General features: G+C 33.1%; 27 protein-coding genes. 23 read left to right on the plus strand and 4 right to left on the minus strand.

The annotated features are described in order from the left end of the window. Positions 1-35 precede the first annotated feature (35 nt). The 7 genes from BN2746_RS02985 (at position 36) to arsB (ending at position 6341) form a co-directional block, all read left to right on the plus strand. Entirely contained in the window at positions 36-1040 is a 1005-nt protein-coding gene (locus BN2746_RS02985) for a methionine ABC transporter ATP-binding protein (protein ID WP_055078357.1), read from the plus strand. After that, positions 1040-1696, plus strand: coding sequence for a methionine ABC transporter permease (locus BN2746_RS02990; protein WP_055078358.1), 657 nt, complete (start codon positions 1040-1042; stop codon positions 1694-1696). The genes BN2746_RS02985 and BN2746_RS02990 overlap by 1 nt, the downstream gene beginning before the upstream one ends. A gap of 11 nt (positions 1697-1707) precedes the next feature. After that, a complete protein-coding gene (locus tag BN2746_RS02995) occupies positions 1708-2553 on the plus strand; it encodes a MetQ/NlpA family ABC transporter substrate-binding protein (RefSeq protein ID WP_055078359.1) in 846 nt (281 codons plus the stop codon). A 228-nt stretch (positions 2554-2781) separates the two neighbouring features. Then, positions 2782-3096: an ArsR/SmtB family transcription factor gene (locus BN2746_RS03000; protein ID WP_055078360.1), complete on the plus strand. Its 315-nt coding sequence runs from the start codon at positions 2782-2784 to the stop codon at positions 3094-3096. Between the two features lie 19 nt (positions 3097-3115). Next, positions 3116-3481, plus strand: coding sequence for an arsenite efflux transporter metallochaperone ArsD (gene arsD / locus BN2746_RS03005; protein ID WP_055078361.1), 366 nt, complete (start codon positions 3116-3118; stop codon positions 3479-3481). Positions 3482-3499: 18 nt separating this feature from the next. After that, on the plus strand, positions 3500-5251 hold the full coding sequence (gene arsA / locus BN2746_RS03010) for an arsenical pump-driving ATPase (RefSeq protein ID WP_055078362.1): 1752 nt from the start codon (positions 3500-3502) through the stop codon (positions 5249-5251). A gap of 31 nt (positions 5252-5282) precedes the next feature. Then, positions 5283-6341 carry an ACR3 family arsenite efflux transporter gene (gene arsB, locus BN2746_RS03015; RefSeq protein ID WP_055078363.1) on the plus strand — a complete coding sequence of 353 codons (1059 nt, stop codon included), beginning with the start codon at positions 5283-5285 and terminating at the stop codon, positions 6339-6341. A 462-nt stretch (positions 6342-6803) separates the two neighbouring features. Here arsB and pdxR read toward each other — a convergent pair whose 3' ends face one another. Further along, a complete protein-coding gene (gene pdxR, locus BN2746_RS03020) occupies positions 6804-8207 on the minus strand; it encodes a MocR-like pyridoxine biosynthesis transcription factor PdxR (RefSeq protein WP_055078364.1) in 1404 nt (467 codons plus the stop codon). Between the two features lie 124 nt (positions 8208-8331). On the opposite strand from pdxR, the gene BN2746_RS03025 reads away from it, so the two are divergent. The 6 genes from BN2746_RS03025 to BN2746_RS03050 all read left to right on the plus strand — a co-directional run bounded on the left by BN2746_RS03025 (position 8332) and on the right by BN2746_RS03050 (position 13493). Then, positions 8332-8853: an ECF transporter S component gene (locus BN2746_RS03025; protein ID WP_077064908.1), complete on the plus strand. Its 522-nt coding sequence runs from the start codon at positions 8332-8334 to the stop codon at positions 8851-8853. A 257-nt stretch (positions 8854-9110) separates the two neighbouring features. Next, positions 9111-11048: a methionine--tRNA ligase gene (metG, locus tag BN2746_RS03030; protein WP_231718310.1), complete on the plus strand. Its 1938-nt coding sequence runs from the start codon at positions 9111-9113 to the stop codon at positions 11046-11048. After that, positions 11048-11836, plus strand: coding sequence for a TatD family hydrolase (locus tag BN2746_RS03035; RefSeq protein WP_055078367.1), 789 nt, complete (start codon positions 11048-11050; stop codon positions 11834-11836). The genes metG and BN2746_RS03035 overlap by 1 nt, the downstream gene beginning before the upstream one ends. Beyond that, positions 11829-12365 carry a ribonuclease M5 gene (rnmV, locus tag BN2746_RS03040; protein WP_055078368.1) on the plus strand — a complete coding sequence of 179 codons (537 nt, stop codon included), beginning with the start codon at positions 11829-11831 and terminating at the stop codon, positions 12363-12365. Before BN2746_RS03035 ends, rnmV begins: the two co-directional genes overlap by 8 nt. Then, positions 12355-13218, plus strand: a complete 864-nt coding sequence (gene rsmA / locus BN2746_RS03045; RefSeq protein ID WP_055078369.1) for a 16S rRNA (adenine(1518)-N(6)/adenine(1519)-N(6))-dimethyltransferase RsmA — start codon at positions 12355-12357, stop codon at positions 13216-13218. Before rnmV ends, rsmA begins: the two co-directional genes overlap by 11 nt. Positions 13219-13259: 41 nt before the next feature. Beyond that, positions 13260-13493, plus strand: coding sequence for a glutaredoxin family protein (locus tag BN2746_RS03050; RefSeq protein ID WP_055078370.1), 234 nt, complete (start codon positions 13260-13262; stop codon positions 13491-13493). A 45-nt stretch (positions 13494-13538) separates the two neighbouring features. Here BN2746_RS03050 and BN2746_RS03055 read toward each other — a convergent pair whose 3' ends face one another. Continuing rightward, positions 13539-13721, minus strand: a complete 183-nt coding sequence (locus BN2746_RS03055; RefSeq protein ID WP_197273082.1) for a DUF1858 domain-containing protein — start codon at positions 13719-13721, stop codon at positions 13539-13541. 70 nt (positions 13722-13791) lie between these two features. On the opposite strand from BN2746_RS03055, the gene BN2746_RS03060 reads away from it, so the two are divergent. The 8 genes from BN2746_RS03060 to BN2746_RS03095 all read left to right on the plus strand — a co-directional run bounded on the left by BN2746_RS03060 (position 13792) and on the right by BN2746_RS03095 (position 18942). After that, positions 13792-14067, plus strand: coding sequence for an iron-sulfur cluster biosynthesis family protein (locus BN2746_RS03060; protein ID WP_055078372.1), 276 nt, complete (start codon positions 13792-13794; stop codon positions 14065-14067). Between the two features lie 132 nt (positions 14068-14199). After that, the gene (locus BN2746_RS03065) at positions 14200-14427 is read left to right on the plus strand and encodes a Veg family protein (protein WP_055078483.1); all 228 of its coding nucleotides are present in this window, start codon (positions 14200-14202) and stop codon (positions 14425-14427) included. 56 nt (positions 14428-14483) lie between these two features. Beyond that, positions 14484-15332: a 4-(cytidine 5'-diphospho)-2-C-methyl-D-erythritol kinase gene (ispE, locus tag BN2746_RS03070; RefSeq protein ID WP_055078373.1), complete on the plus strand. Its 849-nt coding sequence runs from the start codon at positions 14484-14486 to the stop codon at positions 15330-15332. Next, on the plus strand, positions 15322-16116 hold the full coding sequence (gene murI, locus BN2746_RS03075; protein WP_055078374.1) for a glutamate racemase: 795 nt from the start codon (positions 15322-15324) through the stop codon (positions 16114-16116). Before ispE ends, murI begins: the two co-directional genes overlap by 11 nt. A gap of 8 nt (positions 16117-16124) precedes the next feature. Further along, positions 16125-17099, plus strand: a complete 975-nt coding sequence (locus BN2746_RS03080) for a metal ABC transporter substrate-binding protein (RefSeq protein WP_055078375.1) — start codon at positions 16125-16127, stop codon at positions 17097-17099. Next, on the plus strand, positions 17099-17755 hold the full coding sequence (locus tag BN2746_RS03085) for a metal ABC transporter ATP-binding protein (RefSeq protein ID WP_055078376.1): 657 nt from the start codon (positions 17099-17101) through the stop codon (positions 17753-17755). The genes BN2746_RS03080 and BN2746_RS03085 overlap by 1 nt, the downstream gene beginning before the upstream one ends. Then, positions 17755-18552: a metal ABC transporter permease gene (locus BN2746_RS03090; RefSeq protein ID WP_055078377.1), complete on the plus strand. Its 798-nt coding sequence runs from the start codon at positions 17755-17757 to the stop codon at positions 18550-18552. Before BN2746_RS03085 ends, BN2746_RS03090 begins: the two co-directional genes overlap by 1 nt. A 177-nt stretch (positions 18553-18729) precedes the next feature. Beyond that, a complete protein-coding gene (locus BN2746_RS03095) occupies positions 18730-18942 on the plus strand; it encodes a hypothetical protein (RefSeq protein ID WP_055078378.1) in 213 nt (70 codons plus the stop codon). Positions 18943-19045: 103 nt separating this feature from the next. Here BN2746_RS03095 and BN2746_RS03100 read toward each other — a convergent pair whose 3' ends face one another. Together BN2746_RS03100 and BN2746_RS03105 are read right to left on the minus strand one after the other, a co-directional pair. Further along, the gene (locus tag BN2746_RS03100; RefSeq protein ID WP_055078379.1) at positions 19046-20230 is read right to left on the minus strand and encodes a coenzyme F420-0:L-glutamate ligase; all 1185 of its coding nucleotides are present in this window, start codon (positions 20228-20230) and stop codon (positions 19046-19048) included. Between the two features lie 11 nt (positions 20231-20241). Beyond that, positions 20242-20808 carry a 5-formyltetrahydrofolate cyclo-ligase gene (locus BN2746_RS03105; protein ID WP_055078380.1) on the minus strand — a complete coding sequence of 189 codons (567 nt, stop codon included), beginning with the start codon at positions 20806-20808 and terminating at the stop codon, positions 20242-20244. A 171-nt stretch (positions 20809-20979) separates the two neighbouring features. On the opposite strand from BN2746_RS03105, the gene ftsE reads away from it, so the two are divergent. Both ftsE and ftsX read left to right on the plus strand, forming a co-directional pair. Next, on the plus strand, positions 20980-21663 hold the full coding sequence (gene ftsE / locus BN2746_RS03110; RefSeq protein ID WP_055078381.1) for a cell division ATP-binding protein FtsE: 684 nt from the start codon (positions 20980-20982) through the stop codon (positions 21661-21663). Next, entirely contained in the window at positions 21650-22549 is a 900-nt protein-coding gene (gene ftsX, locus BN2746_RS03115) for a permease-like cell division protein FtsX (RefSeq protein ID WP_055078382.1), read from the plus strand. The genes ftsE and ftsX overlap by 14 nt, the downstream gene beginning before the upstream one ends. Positions 22550-22559 lie beyond the last annotated feature (10 nt).

Below are 22559 nucleotides of genomic sequence, written 5' to 3' on the forward strand. Positions count from 1 at the left end.
AATCATTAATTTCATAGACCTTTAGGGAGGACGAAATGATAGAGGTAAAAAATCTTACTAAGGAGTTTTCTTTAGAAGACAAAAAATTTAAAGCGGTAGATGATGTTTCATTTAAAGTAGCTGGTGGTGAGATTTATGGAATCATCGGTTTGAGTGGAGCAGGGAAATCTACTCTTGTAAGATGTTTAAATAGACTTGAAGAACCAACATCGGGAACTATATTGATAGATGACAAGGACATCACTTCTATGGCAAAAGAGGAGTTGTTGAAAGAACGTAAAGATATTTCAATGATATTTCAGTCATTTAATCTATTCAACCAAAAGACTGTTTTTGAAAACATAGCATATCCCCTTGAGATATCTAATGTATCTAAGTCCGAAATAGAAAGCAGAGTAAATAAACTTTTAGAATTTGTAGATTTAACAGAAAAGAGAAATTCATATCCTTCAGAAATATCTGGTGGACAAAAGCAAAGAGTTGCCATAGCAAGGGCAATTGCAACAAGACCAAAAGTACTACTTAGTGATGAAGGAACATCAGCTCTTGACCCGGCAAACACAAAACAAATTCTTGAGCTATTTAGAAAAATTGTAAAAGAACTTAATACCACAATAATAATGATTACCCATCAAATGGAAGTGGCAAAGGACATTTGTGACAGAATTGCAGTAATGGAAAATGGAAAGATAATTGAAGAAAATACTGTAAAGGGTATTTTTGCTAAGCCAAAGAACAAGAGGACATTGTCCTTTATAGAGAACTTAATTGAACCGGATGAGTCCTTTTCATGGAAGAACCTTGAAACGAAAGGTAAACTACTTAGACTATCTTATGACGAAGAAAATTCTAAACAGCCAGTACTTTCAAATTTAATAAAAAACTTTGATGTACCAATTAATCTAATTCAAGGGAAGATAAATTCAGTTATTGGGGACTCTCTCGGATACATGATTGTAGAAGTCTTAGGTGACAACGAAGAAGTTGGAAAGGTACTTGACTACCTTGAAGAAAATAATGTGAAAGTGGAGGTGTTGTAATGAGTTTTAAAGAGATATTAGATTTAGTAGTACCAGAGACCTTCACTACATTATACATGGTTTTTGCAACAGCACTTATATCCATAGCAATAGGACTACCACTTGGAATAGTACTTATGATAAGTAGGCCAGGAGGAATTAAAGAGATGCCAAAGCTCTACAAAGTGCTTGATGTAATTATAAATATTTTTAGATCAATTCCATTTGTAATACTAATACTTCTTGTAATACCACTTGCAAGACTACTAATTGGTAGATCAACAGGAACACAAGCATCAATCCTATCACTTTCAATAGCTACTATTCCATTTGTAGCAAGGCTAATGGAAGGATACTTCTTATCCATAGACAAAGGTTTAATAGAAGCAGCACAGGCAATGGGATCAACAAATGGACAGATTGTGAAGAAGGTAATCATACCAGAGTCAATGCCCTTGGTTATTTCTGGAATCACAATGACAATCATAAATATAGTTGGTTATTCAGCAATGGTTGGTATCCTTGGTGGAGGAGGCCTTGGACAACTTGCATATAGATATGGCTACCAAAGAAGAATGTACAATGTATTATTAGCATCAGTCTTTGTAATTATAGTTATTGTTCAAATCGTACAGCTTTTAGGTAGTTTCATAAGTAAAAAAATAGATAAAAAATAAAGGAGAGAAATATGAAAAAGAAAATTTTATTAGGGGCATTAGTGCTTTCACTATTTGCCTTCACAGGATGTAAAGATGGAAGTGGAAATACTACATCAACAGGAGCAGATGCAGACTCAGGAGCAGAAAAAGAAGTAGTAAAAGTTGGTGCGTCAGCTGTACCACATGCAGAAATACTTGAAGGATTAAATGAAGAGTTTGAAAAAGAGGGAATAACAGTGGAAATTGTTCCATTTGATGACTATATTATGCCAAATACTGCCCTTGAAGAAAAGACAATTGATGCAAACTTCTTCCAACACAAACAATATTTGGAACAACAAAAGGACGAGTTTGGATATGACTTTGTAGTGGCTGGAGAAATTCACTCAGAGCCAATGGGAATATACTCAACAAAATACGAATCTTTAGATGAAATTCCAGATGGAGCAGAAGTAATCATTCCAGATGATGTTTCAAACGGAGCAAGAGCACTACAACTTTTAGAAAAACAAGGTCTTATTAAATTAAAAGACAGCAACGACATTAAAGCAACTGAAAAAGATATTGTAGAAAATCCTAAGAACTTAAAGTTCACAATCGTAGAAGCTGCAAACATTGCAAACACATACCAAGACGTGGACCTTGGAGTTATAAATTCAAATTACGCTCTACAAGTAAAACTAAATCCAGTAGAAGATTCACTTGCAATTGAAGGAAATGACACTCCTTTCGTAAACTGTATCGTTGTTAGAAATGGTGATGAAAACTCTGAAAAGATTAAGAAACTTGTAAAGGTATTAACTTCAAAAGAATGTGCTGACTTTATAAAAGAAAAGTATAATGGAGCTGTTGTTCCTGCATTTGAAACAAAATAAAAATTCATTCTCCTCAATGAATTAAAAATAAGTAAGATGATAAAGAAAAAAATTGTGTATCAACCTAAATCCTGATATAGGGTAAGGGTTGATACATTTTTTTGTTGGGAAATAAATAACATAAAAACATTGACAACTATCGATATGAGGTGTATAATAAATATGAAATCGAAATTAATCGATATCATTGAAGTATATCGATATATCAAATAAAGAAAGGAGAGAATTATGAAAAGATCATACGCAGAGTTCACGCCTATATTCAAGGTTTTGTCCGATGAAACCAGGCTAAAAATAATTGATATGCTCTCATGTGGAGAGATTTGTGCCTGTGATATTTTGGATGGTTTGAGTATTTCTCAATCAACCCTAAGCTATCACATGAAAAACTTAACAGACTCAGGCCTTGTTAACGGAAGAAGGGATGGGGCTTGGATGAGATATACTCTAAACCTTGAAAGAATAGGAGAGGTTAAAGACTTCATAGATTATATTACTGAAGATAAAGAAGACTGTATTTGTAAAAAATGTAAGAAAAAGTAAATGATAAAGGAGTGTTAGAATGAAACAAATGGTAATTTATGACCCAGCAATGTGCTGTCCAACAGGTTTATGTGGACCATCAATAGACAAGAACTTATTAAGGGTATCCACAGTGATTAGTAGGTTAAGCAAAAAGAATATAGAAGTAATAAGACATAACCTAAATGACGAACCACAGCTTTACGCTGAAAATGATAAAATAAGCAAGCTGTTAAATGAAGAAGGGGTAGAAGTACTTCCTATAACAATGGTTGACGATGAAGTAGTCAAAACAAGAGAATACCCTACAAATGATGAATTTGTTGAATTTTTAGATATACCTAAAGAATATATAATGTCTGGTTTAGAAATTCGAAGAATGAAAAAGAATAAAGAAAACAAATAGATAGGATAGGAGGTCAATGTGTATACAAGATTCAACCCAGAAAATATTAAGCTAAATAAGTATCTTTTCTTTACAGGCAAGGGTGGTGTAGGTAAAACTTCTATAGCCTCAAGTCTTGCTATAAATCTAGCAGACCAAGGTAAAAAAGTTATCCTTGTAAGTACAGACCCAGCCTCAAACTTACAGGATATTTTTCATACAGACTTAGATAATAAAGTAAGAGATATAGATAAGGTAAAGAATTTAAAACTAGCTAACTTTGAACCAGAGAAAGCCCTAGAAGACTATAAAGAAAGCGTAGTTGGGCCCCAAAGAGGCAAGTTGCCGGATGAGGTTATAAAAGCCATGGAAGAGCAGCTTTCGGGAACATGTACAACTGAAGTGGCAGCTTTTAAGGAATTCACAAGCTTTATAGCTGATGAAGAGCTTGCAGAAGAGTATGACCATATAATATTTGATACTGCTCCAACAGGTCATACACTAAGAATGCTAGAATTACCTTCAGCGTGGACAAACTTTTTAGATAACAACAAGTATGGAGCATCTTGCTTAGGTCAGCTATCAGGGTTAGATGAAGAAAGAGGTATTTATAAAAAAGCTGTTGAAAACCTAGCTGACAGTGACCTAACTAGCCTTATACTAGTTTCTAGACCTATAGAAACAGCACTAAAGGAAGCGGCAAGGACCTCAAATGAACTTCACGAAATTGGTATAGACAACCAAGTTCACATAATTAATGGTATGTTAGATTCCTATGATGATGATCTTTCAACAGCTATACACAATATGCAAAAAAAAGACGTGGAAGCAATGCCAGAAGGGCTAAAAGAGCTTGAAACTTATTATATTCCACTTAAACCATACAATACATCAAGTATTGAAAATCTTAGAAAATTTTTCTCAGATGATATAGAAGAAAAAATGGAGTCTTCAGTTACCATAGATACTAGCAAGATATCTAGGCTACAAGATGTTGTTGACGACCTATATAACAACGATAAAAAAGTTATCCTTACCATGGGTAAGGGTGGGGTAGGAAAAACAACTATAGCAGCTGCTATTGCCTTAGGCCTTAATGATAAGGGGAAAAAGGTTCATCTTGCAACAACAGACCCAGCCGACCATCTAAAATATATAATAACTGAAAGAGAAAATTTGAGTATTTCCTATATAGATGAAGATAAGGAGCTTGAATCTTATAGAGAGGAAGTCATAGGGAAAGCAAAAGAAGAAGGGGCAAGTGAGGAAGACATTGACTATATCGAAGAAGATTTAAGAAGTCCATGTACTCAAGAAATTGCAGTCTTTCGTGCCTTTGCTGAAATAGTAGACAAGTCAGAAGATGAAATAGTAGTAATAGACACAGCACCAACTGGTCATACTATCCTTCTTTTAGAATCAACCGAAAGCTATAATAAGGAAATTTCAAGAAGCCAGGGAGATGTACCTGAATCAGCAAAGAAGCTACTACCAAGGCTTAAGGACAAAGGTTATACAGAGGTTCTAATTATAGCCTTAGCAGAAGCAACTCCTTACTATGAAGCGAAAAGACTTAAGGAAGACCTAGATAGGGCAGGAATCTTTAATAAATGGTGGATCATCAACTCAAGTTACTTTGCAAGCGGCAGCCAAAACGAGATTTTAAAAGCTAGAGCCGAGCAAGAAAAAGAGTGGATCAAGACAATAGATGAAACATCTCAATCTAACACAGCCATTGTTGAGTGGATTCCAAAGGATTTAAAAGAAGATAATTTAAAAGATCTGTTATAAGAATAGGCAGATAAAGAAAGAGGTGAAATTGTTGAAAGAAACAAAGGATAAAATTAGTTTTTTTGAAAGATATTTAAGTATATGGGTTTTACTCTGTATGGCTGCAGGTATTTTGATTGCTAAATTTATGCCATCTGTCCAATCTTTCTTACAGTCATTGGAATTTAAGGGTCAAAACATAATCTTAACAGTTTTAATGTGGCTTATGATATACCCTATGATGGTTAGAATAGACTTTAAATCACTAAAAAATGTAGGAAAACATCCCCAAGGTATAATTATTTCTACAATAGCAAGCTGGGCAATCAAACCATTTTTAATGTTTGGTCTGGCTACACTTTTCTTCCATTATGTATTTAGCCTGTTAATACCCACTAATCTTGCCAATGATTTTGTCATAGGTGCAGTACTCTTAGGTACAGCCCCATGTACAGCCATGGTCTTTGTGTGGAGCAGTCTTACTAATGGAGACCCAGCGCAAACCCTTGTACAGATATCGATAAATGACATCTTGATACTCTTCCTATTTGTACCACTTGTACAGCTCCTTTTAGGTTTAAAGGGAATAACTCTACCCATGGATGTTCTCATTATGTCATTAGTACTTTTTGTTGTAATTCCTTTAGTGGGTGGGTTTTTATCAAGGTGCTTTATAATAAAAAATAAGGGAAAAGATTACCTGGAAAATAACTTTATAAAAAAGTTTGACGGAGTAACTACCATAGGACTTCTTCTTACCCTCATTATTATATTTACTTTCCAAGGAGATATGATAGTAGAACACCCTCTTTATGTAGTTTTAATAGCAGTTCCACTAATACTGCAAAATGTGATTTCATTCTCTCTAACATATTTTGTAAGTAAAGTAAGCAAGCTACCTCATGAGATAGCAGCGCCAGCTTCTTTAATAGCAGCATCTGACTTTTTTGAACTTTCAGTTGCTGTAGGCATAGCCCTATTTGGTGTAGATTCTCCTGTTGTGCTTGCATCAACTGTAGGGGTTCTTACAGAAGTTCCCGTAATGCTACTCTTAGTAAGGATAGTTAATAATACAAAAAGCTCCTTCCCAAGCCTTGAAAGAGCTCAATAAAGTTAAGAAATTAGAAAAGGTACTGTTGCAAAATAGAACAAATAAAAAACGGCTCGAATATGTGATATTTACCCTCTTTACTGGACAATCCAATAAGGAGGGTATTTTTATGAAATATAGTTATGAATTCAAAAAAAGAGTGAATAGAGTCGTACAGAGAAGGTAAATGGCCTGATACAACTGAAGGAGTTGACGAAAGATTAAATAAATCGATTTAGGATGAAGGAATCTTTTCAAAAATGAAAGAGGGTCTTGAGCACGATAGATTTAGATATTGAGGACTAAAAGGAGAGCTTTGCGATATTAATTTGTTAGTTCTTGGAATTAATTTAAACAAGTTACATAAAAAACTATTGAATAATCAATACGAAATAATCAAGTATAAAAAAAGCCGCTTAAGAATCAATCTTCATCAAAATTATAAGGAATTACGAAAAAAAAAGAGAGTGTATCAGAATTTAATCATTCTGACACAACCTCTTTTTTTGCAGACTTTATTGAATTTAAAAGTGCACTCATTGCCATTTTAATTTCATCTATTGGTATAACTGAAAAACCAAGAAGCATTGTGGGGTTTTTCAATTTTTTATTATAGTAGTAGTTGTCAAGCATTTCTATCTTAATTTTATTTTCATTCAAATTCTCTTTAAGTTTAACTGTGTCAACGTCTTCATTAATTTCTAAAATCATATGAAGCCCCGAGTTCATACCATACACCTTTAGATTCATATCACTATTTTCGATGCATTTTATAATAAGTTCCATCTTCTGTTTGTAATGGGTTCTTGTTTTATTTAAATGCTTATAAAACTCTCCCTTTGCCATCCACTTTGCAAAGGCTTCTTGAGTGAAGTTTGAAACGGGACATGGATATATATTTTTTATCTTTTCGTATTTTGAAATTAAATCTTCAGGAAGTATCATATAGGATATTCTAAGCCCTGGAGAAAATGACTTTGAAAAAGATCCCATATAGATAACCCTTTGGTTAATGTCCACAGACTTTAGTGCAGGGATTGGCTTACCACGATATCTAAATTCTGAGTCGTAGTCGTCTTCAATAATAAAACCGTTATAATCTTTAGCCCACTTCAATAACTCGAGACGTTTTTTCATTGGGTAGATTATACCACTTGGAAATTGATGTGAGGGTGTTATGGTTACAAGATCTACTTTTTTATTAATAAGTTCATCTATATTTATTCCGTCTTCATCCAATGAAATGGGAATGTATTTGAAGTCCGTTTGTCCAATGTACTTTGCAATTCTTTGGTAGCCTGGGTCTTCAAGTCCAAATACGGAAGAACTTTTTACAAGATTAAAGAGCAGTTGATATAAGTATTCTGTTCCAGAAGAGATTATCATTTGGTTAATTGAACAGGAAAAGCCCCTTGAAGAGAAAAGATAGTCTCTAATTGATTGTCTAAGATTTAGTGAACCTTCAGGTAAACTTCTCTCAGTGAATACTGAAATATTTTTTGAAACCTCTTTGAAGGTCTGTTCAAAACTTGCTGTATCAAACATTTCTCTGTCCACACCCGCATATGAAAAATCATATTTATATTCTTTCTTTGTGACTTTTTCTTCGGATTTATATAAGGTTTTAACAGGTCTAATGGGAAGTTGTAATTTTTCTACAAAGTGTCCACTTCTCTCCACAGAATAGATGTACCCTTCCACTAAGAGCTGTGCATATGCCTTGTCCACAGTGTTTTCGGAAATATTTAAATGTTTTGCAAGTTTCTTTTTTGACGGCAATCTGCTTCCAGGTTTTAGCGTCTTGTCATAAATTTTTTCAACAATGTATTCATAGAGTTGTTCATATAGAAAGCTGTCGTTGTTAAAATGTATTGTAAATAATTTCATTGTAACCTCCAAGAGTTAATATAACTGACCCCATTGAAAAAGTCAATTCTGCTACTACAAAAGGGTACAAATTGCTGGTAAGATTTTATTTGGCGAGGAAAATAAATAATAAAGGGTGATAATGATGAAAAGTACAAAAAGTACAAAAAAATTAGTTTACACAGCACTTATGATAGCACTTGTAACAGTTGGGACAATGTTTATTAGAGTTCCGTCGCCAAGGTCTGGTGGCTATTTAAATTTAGGAGATGCCTTTATACATCTAAGTTCATTTTTCTTTGGACCATATGTTGGGATGCTTGCAGGAGGACTTGGTTCTGCACTGGCAGATGTAATAGGAGGCTATTCTCACTATGCAATCTTCACGTTGATTATAAAGGGTATGATGGGATATTGTGTTGGTTATGCACAAAGCAAGAGAAAAGGAATAAATAAAACTACAATTTTAGCGCTTATCATAGCGGAACTTATTATGGTAATTGGATATTACTTTACAAATATGTTCTTTTCAAAAACTATCTTTGTAGGAATTGCATCTATTCCTTCTGATATGCTTCAAGGTGCCTTTGGAATAATTTTATTTTTAATTATGGCAAAGAGTTTGTCCTTTGCAGGAATTGACAAGATAATAGAAAAAGAAAAATAAACTCTCCTTTTGCAAATTGCTTGAAAAAACTAATACCATATAGTAAAATTAAAGCAATTGAATAAAACGTTGAACAGAAGAAACCTTTGATTCGAGATTAGAGAGCCGTCGCTTGGTGAAAGACGGAGGAGATAGAAGGGGAAATGGCCTGGGAGTTTAAAAAAATGAGGACTGGAAACAGTTGAATTAGAGTGGTACCACGAATAACTTCGTCTCTATGCAGATGAAGTTTTTTTATTGTTTAAATGGAGGAGAAAATGAGCAAAAAATCATATTATTTAACTACACCAATATATTATCCAAGTGATAATCTTCATGTTGGTCATACTTACACAACAATTATTGCAGATACTTTGAAGAAGATTAAGAAGATGCAAGGTTATGATGTATTCTTTACGACAGGAACAGATGAACACGGTCAAAAATTACTTGAAAAGGCAACTGAGTCTGGAGTTACTCCACTTGAGTACATTGACCCAATTGTTGAGTCTGCAAAAAAACTTTGGGAAAAACTTGGAATAGATTATGATGCATTCGTTAGATCAAGCTCAAAGGAACATGAAAAAAATGTTCAAGAGATTTTCCAAAAGCTTTATGATAAGGGCGAGATTTATAAATCGGTTTATAAAGGAAATTACTGTGTTCCATGCGAGGCATTTTGGACAGAGTCTCAACTTGTTGATGGAAAATGTCCTGACTGTGGAAGGCCTGTTGAATATCATGAAGAAGAAACTTATTTCTTTAGACTTTCAAAGTACACAGACAGAATTATAAAATTATATGAAGACAATCCTGAGTTTTTACAACCGGACTCAAGAAGAAAAGAGATGATAAATAATTTCTTGAAAGATGGCTTAGAAGATTTATCCGTTACAAGAACTTCTTTTGACTGGGGAGTTCCAGTTCCATTTGACGACAAGCATGTCATATATGTGTGGATAGATGCGCTTTCATGTTACCTAACAGGGATTGGCTATGGACAAGATGAAGAAAAGTTTAAAAAGTATTGGCCGGCAAATGTTCATCTTGTAGGTAAGGAGATAGTTAGATTTCATGCTATCATATGGCCAGCACTTCTTATGGCTCTTGACTTGGAACTTCCGAAGTCAATTATGGCACATGGATGGATTTTATTCGATGAAGACAAGATGTCTAAGTCAAAGGGAAATATTGTTTATCCTGAACCTATAATCGACCTATATGGCAAAGATGCATTAAAGTACTTTATACTCAGAGAATTTGTTTTCGGAAATGATGGTAACTATACAAATGAAAAATTCTTACAAAGAATAAATTCAGACTTAACCAACGACCTTGGAAATCTTGTTTCAAGAACTGTAACCATGGTTGAAAAGTATTTTGGTGGAGAGATTCCAGCTCCTTCAAAGACAGAAGCAATTGACGAAGAGCTTATTGATGTGGCAAAGAGTACAATAGGTGAAGTTGAAAAATATATTGACGAAATGGCATTTAGCTCTGCCCTTGAATCTATTTGGAAGCTAATAAGAAGAACAAACAAATATATTGATGAAACAGAACCATGGGTTCTTGGAAAAAATGATGATAAGGAAAGACTTTCAACTGTACTTTATAATTTGATGGAATCACTAAGAATTGTAAATATTTTAATCTATCCATTTATTACAGACACAGCCCTAAAGATTAAAGAACAAATCGGTCAAGATGAAATAAACTGGGAAGATGCAAGAAAATTTGGTTTAACAAAGTCAGGAACAAAAGTTAAAAAGACTGAAAATCTATTTCCAAGACTTGACGTAAAAAAGGAAGTTCTGAGACTTACTGAAGAAAATAAAAAGCTGATTGAAAAGAGAAAACAAGAAAAGATGGCAAAAGAAGTTGTAAAGGGAAAACCTGAAATAACTATTGATGACTTCGACAAGGTGGAATTAAAGGTAGCGAAGATAATAGAAGCAAAAAAACATCCTGATGCAGATAAATTGCTTGTATTAAAAGTGAAAATTGGTGAAGAGGAAAGACAAATCGTGTCAGGAATAAAAAAATGGTATGAGCCAAGTGACTTAATTGGTAAAAAAGTTGTGGTATGTACAAACTTAAAACCAGTTAAGCTAAGAGGTGTTGAGTCAAAAGGCATGATACTTGCTGCAGCAAATGATGACGAATTTACAATAGTTTCAACACTACAAGATATAGATGACGGAGCTGTGATATCATAATGAAGCAGATGATTGATAGCCATGCTCACTTGGACGAAGAGAGATTTGATGAAGACAGAGACGAGCTTATAAAGTCTCTAAAGGAAAATGGAGTAAGTTATGTTATTAATCCAAGTTCAGATATGGCGACAAGTAGAAGAGTTGTAGAACTTTCAAATAAATATGAAAATATATTTGCAGCCATAGGAATTCATCCCCATGATGCAGAAATCTTTAAAGAAGAAGACTTAGATGAACTAAGAGAGCTTTCAAATAATGAAAAAGTTGTAGCCATAGGTGAGATTGGACTGGACTACTACTATGACAACAGCCCAAGGGAAATTCAAAAGGAAGTCTTTAGAAAGCAGTTGGAGTTAAGCCATGAGTTAGACCTACCTGTGATTATTCACACGAGAGATGCCATGGGTGACACCTATGATATATTAAAGGAATTTGAGGGCAAGGTTAGAGGCGTTATGCACTGTTACACAGGGTCAATTGAAATGGCAGAAAATTTTATGAAAATGGGATTTTATATTTCAATTGCAGGGCCGGTAACTTTTAAAAATGCTGTAAATGTTAGGGAAATGGCAAAACAGATTCCCCTTGAAAGGCTTTTAATTGAAACCGACTCGCCATACCTTGCGCCTGTGCCAAATAGGGGAAAGAGAAACGACCCTACTAATGTAAGATATGTTGCAGATATGCTTTCGAATTTAAAAGAAATTCAAATTGATAAGATAATAGAAAATTCAAGAGAAAATACGGTAAAACTATTTTCACTAAAAGGTGTAGTATTTGATGATTAAAGAAGTAATTGTGGTTGAGGGAAAGGATGACGTAGCTGCTGTTAAAAGAGCAGTGGACTGTGAAATTATAACTACAGACGGACATCACTTTCCCAAAGATCTTTTTAAGAGAATAAAAAAAGCCCAAGAGGAAAAGGGAGTTATAGTCTTAACAGACCCAGACTATGCTGGAGAAAAAATTCGAAAGACCATAAATAAAGCTGTACCTGGTGTTAAAAATGCTTTTCTTCCCAGGGATCTTTCAATAAAAAATGACGACATTGGAATTGAAAATGCAAAGCCAGAAGATATAATAGAAGCACTTAAAAACGCAAAGGCAGTTTATGAAAGTCCACGAAGCGAGTTTACATTTCAAGACTTGGTTGAATATGGAATTGTAGGCCCAGGTTCAAAGGACCTAAGAATATTTTTAGGCAAGGAACTATCCATAGGATACGCAAATGGAAAGCAGTTTTTGAAAAGATTAAATAATTACAATATTGAGAGAGAACAATTGGAGGAGAAAATTTTAAAGTATCATGGAAAATAGACTATATCAAAGTTCATACTTAGCCGAAATTCTAAAAAAATTTAACTTCAGCTTCTCCAAGAGTCTTGGTCAAAACTTTTTGATTGATGGAAATATTGTAAAAAATATTGTGGAGAAGTCTGGAATAACAGATGAGGACATCGTTCTTGAAATCGGTCCGGGATTTGGAACTCTTACGGAGGAACTTGCACTGAATGCAAAAAAAGTTATTGCCATAGAAAAGGACAACAGACTTATGGAGGTATTGGACTATACACTTCAAAACTATGACAATGTAAAGATAATCAACGAAGACTTTTTAAAAATTGACTTAGAAAAAATATTTATCGAAGAAGCACAAGGGCAAAAACTAAAAGTGGTAGCAAACTTACCATATTACATTACGACTCCCATTCTTGAAAGGATAATAGAAAATAAAAATTATTTTTCAACAGTTTCTGTAATGGTGCAAGAAGAGGTTGCAAGAAGGGTTGTAGCTTCGCCAAACAACAAGGACTATGGTTCACTGACTCTGTATTTAGAATACAATTGTGAAAAGGAAATACTTATGAAAGTTCCAAGAACTGTATTTATGCCTAGTCCAAAGGTTGATTCTGCCATCCTCTATCTTAAACTTGTTCACAGGGATTTGGATGTGGATGAAGATTATCTATTCAAATTTATTAGATCTGGATTTACCAAAAGAAGAAAAAATATTATGAACTCTTTGAGTAAAGGTTTTGTAAATATATCAAAGGAGGAATTAAAAGAGATATTTTCAAGTTTAGAGTTGTCAGGCAACCTTCGAGCAGAAAATCTTTCGCTACAAGATTATATAAACATTACAAAAAAATACACTGAAATGATTAAATAAAAATCCTATGGGTATAATTGTTTTGAAAGGAGTGTATTAAAATGAAAAATGTAGTAGTATATTCAAGTAACACTTGCCCTTATTGTGTTGCTGCAAAAGATTTTTTAAAGAGTAATAATATAGAGTTTGAAGAAAAAAATATTTCTACTGATACAGACGCAAGAATGGAACTTATGAAAATGGGGCATATGGGAGTTCCTGTAATCATAGTTGACGAAGAAGAAATAGTTGGATTTGACGAACCAAAATTAAAGCAATTATTGGAAATAGAATAGAGATGAGGAGATAGTTCTCCCTTCTCTTTATTATGTATAGGGAATTTAAGCATTTAATTCCCTAATTAATTTGTCAATATCCAAGCCGTGAACAAGTGCCGCTTCTTCTAAGGTCTCTTTGATACTTGAAGGGCATTCTATACAAGGCATACCATTATCAACAAGAATTTTAACGGCATCAGGATAGGACTTAATCAAATCTGTGATTAGAATATCCTTTGTTATCATAATTACGACCTCCTAATCATATGATAATACAATTAAAACATAAATTCAAACATACATAGGAGGAGATAAAATGAAAGTTAATGTAACAGATTCTGCCGTATCATATTTAAATAAAATACTTGAGAATACAGGAAAGGAATATTTAAGATTTGACATTGGTACAAGTACCTGCTGTGACTATGTATTTACAATTTCACCAAGTGAAAAAACCGATAAAGATGTTGTAATCGAAAGTCAAGGTTTTAAATTTTTGATTCGAGATGAAATAAAAAATGTTTATGAAAATGCAAAAGTAGATTATGTTTCAGAAGGTTTTTCAATGGGGCTCAAAGTGGTTTTAAGTTAGTACCAAACTTTCTTATTGTTTGACTTTCCTTGGTAAATATAATATAATAATGGAGTATAGTTGACTTTATTTACAGAAACTTAACGCATTATTTTTAGATATGCCGTAGGAGGGATATTATTGTCTAAGTACATGAGTTTGGAAGTCTTGAGGAATCAAGTTGAAGAAAATATCGGTAAGAAGGTTGTAATCAAAGCCGATAAGGGACGTAATAAGATTATTACAAAAACCGGAGTTATTGAGAATGTGTTTCCAAGTTTATTCACAATAAAAATAACTAATGAATTTGAGCAAGAAAGGACAATTTCATTTACTTATTCAGATTTGCTCACATCAACAGTAGAATTACAACTATGCTAATACAAAAACGACTTAAAGGTCGTTTTTTTTTACCATAAGTTAATATGGAGATAACAATGAAAATAAAATCATATGGAAAAATCAATCTCTCTTTAGAAGTTTTAAGTAAGAGGGATGACGGATTTCATAATATAGATACGATAATGCAATTTGTAGATGTATATGATGAAGTAGAAATAGAGTCTACAAATTCAAATACAATTGAAATAGTATGTGACGAGGAAGGCTTTCCGAAGGATGAAACCAATCTCATATATAAGGGATGGGATGCATTAAAAGTTTTTTATGATGGTAATCCAGGTGTAAGGGTTAAAGTTTTAAAAAATATGCCTATTGCTGCGGGAATGGGAGGAGGAAGCTCCAACTGTGCCTGCGTTATGGAAGCTTTAAATAAAATTTGGAAACTTAGTTTCAGTAAAGAAAAACTTCAAGAAATTTCTAAGAACATCGGTTCAGATGTTCCATATTTTTTTGAAAATAAAACTTTGAGGGCAAAGGGAAGAGGATTTGACTTCTATGATATGATAGAAATAGAAGACATACCAATACTCATTATCAATAATGGATGTAAAGTTTCCACTCCCTATGTCTATTCGAAAGTTGAATTATCAAAAGAGGAGAAGATGGACAAGTTGATAGATTCTTTAAATAGAGGAGAAATCAAAAAAGAATTTTTCTTTAACAGCATGACCAAGGTTTCTTCAGAAGTCTGCCCAGAAATTTTAGATATCATAAAAGATATGTATGATTTGAATGCAAAAGTTTCATTGATGTCAGGGTCAGGTTCTACGGTTTTTGGAATATTTGGTTCATACAGTGATTGTAATAACGCATACAATCTACTAAAAGATAAGTATAGATATGTTTTTAATACGAAAGCGATTAGGAGAGAATATGAAGGGTAGAGCTATTGGAATATATGATTCTGGTTATGGGGGACTTACTGTACTAAAGGAAATGCTAAAGCTTGCTCCAAATGGAAATTATATTTATTTTGGTGACAATAAACGAGTTCCCTATGGAGATAAAACTAAACAGGAGCTTGTTGATATTTCTAAAAATGTTATAAAATTCTTTGAGGAAAAAAGTGTAAAGGCTGTAGTCATAGCTTGTAACACCATATGTGCGCAATCTCTTGAAGAGCTTAAAAAAATTACTGATATTCCACTTATTGGCATTGGAGATATGGGTGCAAAGGGAATTTTACGAGAAACTGAAAATAAAAAAGTTTTAGTCCTTGCTACTAAGAGCACTGTTCAAGCTGGACTCTATAATAAATGTGTTAGTAAACTGGATTCTGAAGTAGAAGTTAGAGGGGTGGGTTGTTCACAGCTTGTTCCAATTATTGAATCAGAAGAAGATTTTGATGGGAAGAGAGAAAAGATTTTAGATGCTTTAAATAAATATAAATTGGAAGTGGAAGATTTTCCATTTGACACAGTAGTTTTAGGATGCACCCACTACCCATATATTAAAGACGAGATTAGAGAAGTTTTTGGAATGGATAAAAAAATTGTCAATCCATCCTTTGAACAGGCAAAGGAAGTGGTTCGAATATTTTCAGAAGAGTTAAATCGAGCTGATGGCGAACTTGAGTTTTTTACTACAGGAGATGTAAATTCTTTTAAAGGTTTTGCTACAGAATATCTTGATGAATCAGATATAGAAGTACATAAATTTGATTTTTAGGAGGAAATATGAAGAAGATATTAGCAATATTTTTAAGTATACTAATGCTTACTTCCTGTGCCACTAAGCCAGAAAATAAAGAAAACAAAGAAGGCACATCAACAAAAGAAGAAGGCAAAAAGGTAGTTTATACATCTTTTTATCCAATAGAATTTGCAACAAAGGAAATTGTAAAGGACAAGATGGAAGTTAAATCCATAATTCCTGGAGGGGTTGAAGTTCACGACTGGGAACCATCTCTTAAGGACATGGAAAATCTAAAGGAATCAAAACTTGTGCTTATTAATGGACTTGAGCTTGAATCTTGGATAGAAGATGCAAAAAAGGTTGTTGACAACGATAAGATTGTAGACCTTAGTGATGGAATTGATTTAATAAAAGCGGATGAAGATGACCATGATCATGCCCATGATGACGACCATGATCATGATAATGAAGATGGACATCACCATCATCATGGAGAATTTGATCCCCATGTATGGCTTTCACTTAGAAATTTCCAAATCGTTTCAAAAAACATCTGTGAAGCTGTTTCAAATGCGGACCCAGAAAACAAAGAATTCTATGAAAAAAACTACGAAGAATTTAAAAATAAACTGGATGAACTTGATAAGAAATACGCAGGTGAATTTGAAAAGAATAAGGGAAAACATATAATTGTTCCCCACGAAGCCTTTGGATACATGGCAAGAGACTATGGTCTTGTTCAAATTCCGATTGAAAACTTAACTTCAGACTCTGAACCAGATTTAAAGACAATTGCAAGTATCGTTGACACTGCAAAGAGCGAAGGTATAAAAACGGTGTTTTACGAAGGGGAAGGCTCTGGTAAAGTTCCTCAAACCATAGCAAAAGAAATTGGTGGCAAGGCAATGCCGATTCACACCTTAGAGTTTATTACCGATGAGCAAGAAAAAAATGGAGAAAATTATTTAACTATGATGGAAGAAAACTTTAATAACATTTTGGAGTCCTTTAAATAATGAATAAGATTATAGAATTAAAAGATCTCTCTTTTGGATATAAGAGCGATCTTTTATCAAATGTAAACCTTAGTATAAACGAAGGGGAATTTGTAGGAATAACTGGAGATAATGGAGAGGGAAAGACTACTCTACTAAAACTTATTCTTGGACAACTTAAACCAAACCAGGGAGATATTGTACTTGCTAAAGATAGTGACGGTAAAAAAATTACCGTTGGATATTTAGAGCAGAGGCTTTCAGAAAAAAATCTTTCTTTTTCAATTACGCCAATGGAAATAATCTCTTTAAATATATATGATGAAATGGGATTTTTTAAGATTCCGAATAAGAAAATAAAAAGCAAAGTTGAAAATGCCCTTTCAATGGTTAAGATGACAGATAAAAAAGAGTATGATTTTAACAAAATGTCCGGTGGAGAAAAGCAGAGGATTTTAATAGCGAAAGAACTTGTTTCAAATCCCAAAATTTTAATTTTTGACGAGCCAACTGCGGGCATTGATGTAGACAGCAAAAAAATACTTTTTTCCATATTGGAACATTTAAACAAAATGCATAAGATAACTATAATTGTGGTGACCCACGAAATGGATTTTTGCAGGCCCTACTTTTCAAGGGTTCTAAGAGTTAAAGATAAAAAGGTGGTGGAGGAATAGTGAGTATATTTAAATACGATTTTATAATGAAGTCCTTCGCCGCAGGGATTTTGATTGCACTTTCAATACCACTAATAGGAACGATTATGGTTTGTAGAAAGTCTTCAAACCTTGGAGATGCTCTGTCCCATAGTGCATTGGCGGGAGTTGCCTTTGGACTGATTATAAGTATAAACCCAGTTGTAGGGTCTATAATATCATGCTTAATAGCATCGCTCTTTATAGATTTTTTAAGAAAGAAATTTCCTAAAAATGCCGACATGGCAATTGCAATTGTGACAAGTCTTGGCGTTGGACTTGCTGCGGTGCTTTCAGATTTCACACCAGGGTCAAAAAACTTAAACTCATTTCTATTCGGTTCCATTGCTGCAATTAGCAATATGGAACTTGCAATAGTGGGAGTAATAACATTTTTTGTAATATTTTTATACTTAAAGTATTACACAGGCATTGTTTATATAATCTTTGATGAAAAAATTGCAGAGCTTACAGATCTTCCAGTGAGAAGACTGGACTTTATGATAACAATATTAACTGCACTTTCAATTGGGATGGGATCAAGAATAGTTGGGGTATTAACAATTTCGTCACTTATGATACTTCCAGTTGCAGGAGCTATAAAGCTTTCCAATTCATTCAAAAAAACAGTAATACTTTCCGTAGTACTGGGAGTGTTATATGTAGTGCTTGGACTTTTAACTTCATTTTACTTGAGCTTAAAGCCTGGAGGAAGCATTGCTATAATTGGTGTTATAGCGCTGCTTTTAATATTGATAATAAAAAAAGATAATAATTAAGAATACTCATGGAGTATTCTTTTTTATGCAAACAATTATTTTAAATCATAATAATTGGGTAAAGTTTAAATAGAAGAAGGTGTTACCATTGAATTTAAGATATGAATTTTTAAGACAGACTGATCAAGCCTCTGGTGGTATATTGGCAATGAGATAATTAGAAAAACAGGAGTAAACATGAACTTAATAATAATTCAAATAGTAGTATTAATTATTGGTGTATATGTAGTTTTTAGAAAGGGCAGAGGAATAAAGAAAACAAAAGATATTGACAAAAAGTTAGACGAAGTTGTTACTTTAGTAAATATCTCATTAGTTTTTGTTATATTGTCTATTATAATATCACAGATAGTAGTTCCTTATATACATTACTTTATTCATAAAGCATAATGTTGAAAGTTTATTTCTACTAAAGAACAGATTTGAAAAATCATACACAGTAAAATATTGAAAAGGTAGTATGTTAAGAATATTAACATACTACCTTCTTTTATTAATTAGAAGCTAAGTTGTCGAAGTAGCCTTGTATTAAAACTACAGGAGTACCTTTATCTCCGGAACCTGAAACAAGGTCTGATAGTGAACCTAAAAGGTCAGTCAACTGTCTTGGAGTAGTACCAAGAGATGCGTTGGAGCCTACAAGGTTAGACTTCTTATGGGATATTTTATCTTTTAGTGCATCAAGAGCTTCTTCCCCTTGCATGTCTTTTAAATCGGTATCCGCAATATATTTTATTTTTAATTCATTTGGAGTTCCTTCAAGATCCTTTGTGTACCCTGGAGATACTACTGGGTCTGCAAGCTCCCAAATCTTTCCTATAGGATCTTTAAATGCGCCGTCACCGTAAATCATCACTTGCATGTTGACTCCGTATTTTTCGTTAATTTCCTTTTGTAATTTTTCAACAAATTCTTGAGAATTTCTTGGGAATAATTTAATTGAATTTTCAGTTGAAAGGTTTGAACCGTAAACTCCATAAAGTTCGTTGTATCCACTTCCATCAACGGATTCGTTTAAAATATTATCCATACTTAAAACATTTTTAACTCCAAGTTTCTTGAAAGTCTCTTTGTAATAAACTCTGTCATGGATATTGCAGATTAACAATTCGTCTGAAAGCTTTGCGATTTCTTCGGGATTATTAGTGAAGTAAACTTCAATGTCACCATCTTTTCTGTAACTCTTATAAAGTTTTACATAGTCAATTCCTGTAAAGATGTGACGGTTATCTTCTCCTACTAAATCCCTATATTCTTTTTCGTTAAGGATGTCTGTGTAAGTATTTATATCCTTGCCGATTAAAAGAGATTTATCAAATAATGCATTACCTACTTCATCAGAAGGGAAATTGAAAAATATTTTAATCTTCTTATCGGTTTGAGCAATAGCATTCATTATTGTAGAAAATCTATTCCTGCTGGTAATAGGGAACACTACTCCAATTTCGTTTTCAAATTTATTATCAAGATCTTTTTTTATTTGCTCAATAGTAGCATAATTTCCTTGAGAACGAGCTAAAATTGATTCGGTTATTGCCAGTACATCCATATCCTTGAACTCAATATTATCTTCTTTATGAACCTTTTCCAGAGTTTCTACTATAATCTCATGTAGATTATCTCCGCTTTTAATGATTGGAGTTCTTAAACCTCTCGCTACAACACCTAAATTTCTCATGTTTCCTCCTGTTATTTTATGATTTTCTTTTCTGTAATAATCATATCCACTGGGACATCAAAACTTTCTGTTGGCAAGCTCTCTAAAATTTGAAAGTCATATGCCAATGCAACTATAAAAGGTCTTTGTTTTAGACTTGAATAAAAGCGATCATAATATCCGCCACCATATCCTGTCCTGTCCTTTTTAGTTGTGAAAGCAACTCCTGGTGAAATGACACAATCTATAATATCACTATTTACTGGTTTTCGTAAATTTTTTTTTGGTTCCAATATTCCATAGTGGCCTTTCTCAAGATCAGTAGACAAATCTGTAATCTGACAAAGGTACATTTGTTTTGATTTTACATCAACATAGGGAACAAATAAATTTTTACCTTTTTCAAGAATTGTTGAAAGAATTTTTCCAACATCAATTTCAGAACCAAAATTTACGTAAGAAAAAATATTATCATATTTATCTATAAAACCAAGTTCTAAAAATTTATTTACAATCAATTCATCTTTTGCCTGTTTGACATCAAAATCCATTTCGTCTCTTTCGGCAATGATTTTTTTTCTTATGGTTTTTTTATCCATTTTACCACCTCATGATAATTATACCATTAACTAAAGGAACATAAACAAGGAACATAGACAAATTATTAAAAAAATGTAAGAATTTAGAAAGAAATTTGCTGATTTTTGTAACCATTTTGTAACTAATAGCAATTACTGTGGTATAATAGATAGGAGATAAGAGGTGATGCTTTGATAAAATTAAAAGATATTAGTAAAGTTTACAAGAAAAATATTGTTGCACTTGACAATATAAATCTTCAAATAGATCAAGGCGAATTTGTTTTTATAATCGGTGAAAGTGGAGCGGGAAAATCAACTCTTTTAAAATTGATGTTAAAAGAAGAAAATCCTACTAAGGGACACATCTTTATGTTTGATGAAGATGTTACAAAGATTAGAGCAAGACGAATTCCGATTCTTAGAAAACAAATTGGAGTTGTATTTCAAGACTTCAGACTTTTAGATAACAAAACCGTTTATGGTAATTTGCAATATGCAATGGAAATATTGGGATACTCAAGAAAGGCTATAAAAAATAAAATTCCAGAGCTTTTAGAAACTGTAAATTTAACAGGCAGAGAAAAAGCATATCCTCATGAATTATCAGGTGGGGAACAGCAAAGAGTTTCTATTGCAAGGGCACTGATAGTTGATCCTAAACTACTCATTGCAGACGAACCTACTGGGAATCTCGATCCAGTTACATCATGGGAAATTGTAGAAGCTTTAGAGACCATAAACAAAAAAGGCACTACAGTAATTATGATTACACACGAGAAGGATATAGTTGATAAGTTGAAGAAAAGAGTTGTACATTTGCAAAAAGGTAAGATAGTAAGAGATGAGATAGGTGGTAAATATGAAGAAGATTAGAGTATTTTTTGCCACACTAAAAGAGGGGATAAAAAGTCTTTGGAGTCATAGAGCCATGGGATTTGCTTCAATTATCTCAATAATGCTTGCACTTGCCATACTTGGAACAATTCTTATTTCTGCACTAACTTTGAATCAATATGTAGTAGACCTGAAAGGTAAAGTAGATCAAGTTATTCTCTACTTAAAGCCTGATGAAGAAGAATATAGAATTGATGAAATACAGACTGAGCTTGAAAACAACGATTTAATAAAAAATGTAAAATTCAAGTCAAGTAAAGATGCACTTGATGAATATAAAAAGACAATTGGAGAATCTGATAGCTACATATTAGAAGGACTTGAAAAGGCATTACCACCTTCATTTGTAGTTTCTCTAAAAAAGCTTGATGATGCAGATAATTTTGCAAAAGAAGCTAATGAAATAGAAGGCATTGTAAAAGTAGAGTATTACAAAGATACTGTAGACAGAGTGATGAAGATTTCTCGATACGTTCACGTTGGAGGAGCTGTAGGAGTAGGAGCACTTGTAATAATATCAATATTTATAATATCCAACACAATAAAACTTACAGTTTATGCCAGAAAAAATGAAATAGAGATAAAAAAATACATTGGTGCTACTAATAGAGTCATTACAGGTCCATTTATAGTTGAAGGTTTGGTTTTTGGACTTATAGGTTCAATGCTTGCATTTTTAGCCATATATTTTGGCTATGATTTTATATTTAAAAAATTTGCCGATTCAATACAGAGAACTTTAGCGGGATATTTAATACCGATGGAGTTTCTAAAGTTAGATATTTTAGTTATATTTTTGACTTTAGGCGGAGGAATTGGTACAATAGGTTCATTAATATCAATAAGAAGATATTTAAAGGTTTAGGGAGGATAAA

Source organism: Lagierella massiliensis (assembly GCF_001407835.1).
GTDB lineage: Bacteria > Bacillota > Clostridia > Tissierellales > Peptoniphilaceae > Mediannikoviicoccus > Mediannikoviicoccus massiliensis.

Excerpts from the sequence above, each read along its gene's own strand:
- BN2746_RS02985 (WP_055078357.1), top strand. The coding sequence starts at position 36 with ATGATAGAGGTAAAAAATCTTACTAAGGAGTTTTCTTTAGAAGACAAA.
- BN2746_RS02990 (WP_055078358.1), top strand. The coding sequence starts at position 1,040 with ATGAGTTTTAAAGAGATATTAGATTTAGTAGTACCAGAGACCTTCACT.
- BN2746_RS02995 (WP_055078359.1), top strand. The coding sequence starts at position 1,708 with ATGAAAAAGAAAATTTTATTAGGGGCATTAGTGCTTTCACTATTTGCC.
- BN2746_RS03000 (WP_055078360.1), top strand. The coding sequence starts at position 2,782 with ATGAAAAGATCATACGCAGAGTTCACGCCTATATTCAAGGTTTTGTCC.
- arsD (WP_055078361.1), top strand. The coding sequence starts at position 3,116 with ATGAAACAAATGGTAATTTATGACCCAGCAATGTGCTGTCCAACAGGT.
- pdxR (WP_055078364.1), bottom strand. The coding sequence starts at position 8,207 with ATGAAATTATTTACAATACATTTTAACAACGACAGCTTTCTATATGAA.
- BN2746_RS03025 (WP_077064908.1), top strand. The coding sequence starts at position 8,332 with ATGAAAAGTACAAAAAGTACAAAAAAATTAGTTTACACAGCACTTATG.
- metG (WP_231718310.1), top strand. The coding sequence starts at position 9,111 with ATGAGCAAAAAATCATATTATTTAACTACACCAATATATTATCCAAGT.
- BN2746_RS03035 (WP_055078367.1), top strand. The coding sequence starts at position 11,048 with ATGAAGCAGATGATTGATAGCCATGCTCACTTGGACGAAGAGAGATTT.
- rnmV (WP_055078368.1), top strand. The coding sequence starts at position 11,829 with ATGATTAAAGAAGTAATTGTGGTTGAGGGAAAGGATGACGTAGCTGCT.
- rsmA (WP_055078369.1), top strand. The coding sequence starts at position 12,355 with ATGGAAAATAGACTATATCAAAGTTCATACTTAGCCGAAATTCTAAAA.
- BN2746_RS03050 (WP_055078370.1), top strand. The coding sequence starts at position 13,260 with ATGAAAAATGTAGTAGTATATTCAAGTAACACTTGCCCTTATTGTGTT.
- BN2746_RS03055 (WP_197273082.1), bottom strand. The coding sequence starts at position 13,721 with ATGATAACAAAGGATATTCTAATCACAGATTTGATTAAGTCCTATCCT.
- BN2746_RS03060 (WP_055078372.1), top strand. The coding sequence starts at position 13,792 with ATGAAAGTTAATGTAACAGATTCTGCCGTATCATATTTAAATAAAATA.
- BN2746_RS03065 (WP_055078483.1), top strand. The coding sequence starts at position 14,200 with ATGAGTTTGGAAGTCTTGAGGAATCAAGTTGAAGAAAATATCGGTAAG.
- ispE (WP_055078373.1), top strand. The coding sequence starts at position 14,484 with ATGAAAATAAAATCATATGGAAAAATCAATCTCTCTTTAGAAGTTTTA.
- murI (WP_055078374.1), top strand. The coding sequence starts at position 15,322 with ATGAAGGGTAGAGCTATTGGAATATATGATTCTGGTTATGGGGGACTT.
- BN2746_RS03080 (WP_055078375.1), top strand. The coding sequence starts at position 16,125 with ATGAAGAAGATATTAGCAATATTTTTAAGTATACTAATGCTTACTTCC.
- BN2746_RS03085 (WP_055078376.1), top strand. The coding sequence starts at position 17,099 with ATGAATAAGATTATAGAATTAAAAGATCTCTCTTTTGGATATAAGAGC.
- BN2746_RS03095 (WP_055078378.1), top strand. The coding sequence starts at position 18,730 with ATGAACTTAATAATAATTCAAATAGTAGTATTAATTATTGGTGTATAT.
- BN2746_RS03100 (WP_055078379.1), bottom strand. The coding sequence starts at position 20,230 with ATGAGAAATTTAGGTGTTGTAGCGAGAGGTTTAAGAACTCCAATCATT.
- BN2746_RS03105 (WP_055078380.1), bottom strand. The coding sequence starts at position 20,808 with ATGGATAAAAAAACCATAAGAAAAAAAATCATTGCCGAAAGAGACGAA.
- ftsX (WP_055078382.1), top strand. The coding sequence starts at position 21,650 with ATGAAGAAGATTAGAGTATTTTTTGCCACACTAAAAGAGGGGATAAAA.